This window comes from Vibrio sp. 2130-1, assembly GCF_033339515.1.
In genome coordinates this window covers 1-712 of sequence record NZ_JAWOUT010000257.1, presented here as the reverse complement: position 1 = coordinate 712, position 712 = coordinate 1, and the positions used below count along the sequence as shown (strand labels likewise).

Genomic DNA, 712 nt, shown 5'->3' with positions numbered 1-712 from the left:
TTTGCTCTTGTCATCAATTTATCGCTCAGATCAGTCATAAAATAAAAAATGGTGACGATCGCTATAAGCACAAAGAAAAGCTCAATGGCGAAGGAGCCTTTTTGTCGGGAACGCAATTTCATGGTTATTCCTCCCAACCCTCGTGCTCTAAATTGATCAAAGTGCTTCTGACAATAGGCACAGTGGCACTAGAAAACACATTCAAAACCGGACGGTAATTGTACGTTAACGTAATCTCAGCAATCTGATAGCCCAAATCATCTTCCATCATTTCCGCATCTGAAAAGCTGCTATCTGCGATCAGATCCGGATAGGTTAAGTAGTACTTACCCGAAATACTAAAATTGTCCGCTGGAGTCAGCGCAGACCAAAGTGTTCCGCTCTCATTTAACGCTGCTCTCAATGTATTATTATAGCTACTATAGTTACTCCCACCCTCAAATATCTTAGTATTTCGCACCGTCTCTCTTAAGGCATACTCAACCACACTCATTGTATAAATACGTAGTCCCATCTCAAACAACATCAGCAGTGAAATCGCTAGCACCAATGCACCGAGCGCAAACTCTACAGCCGTAACCCCTTGTATTTTTTTCCGTGACCGCCTTGATGATGACTTACTCTTAGATCGAGATTTAGCGGCTACATTTCTTTGAAATTGAGTCAATACTCGTTTCATATTGTCCACCCTACTTATCGGTGTCACTTTTGT

Annotated in this window: 1 protein-coding gene; it reads right to left on the bottom strand. The window is 41.7% G+C overall.

Features of this window, described 5'->3' with window-relative positions; translation table 11 throughout:
- Positions 1–124: 124 nt before the first annotated feature.
- The coding region (locus R7Q09_RS25585) for a TadE family protein (protein ID WP_318143868.1) at positions 125–712 on the bottom strand (588 nt) is incomplete at its 5' end.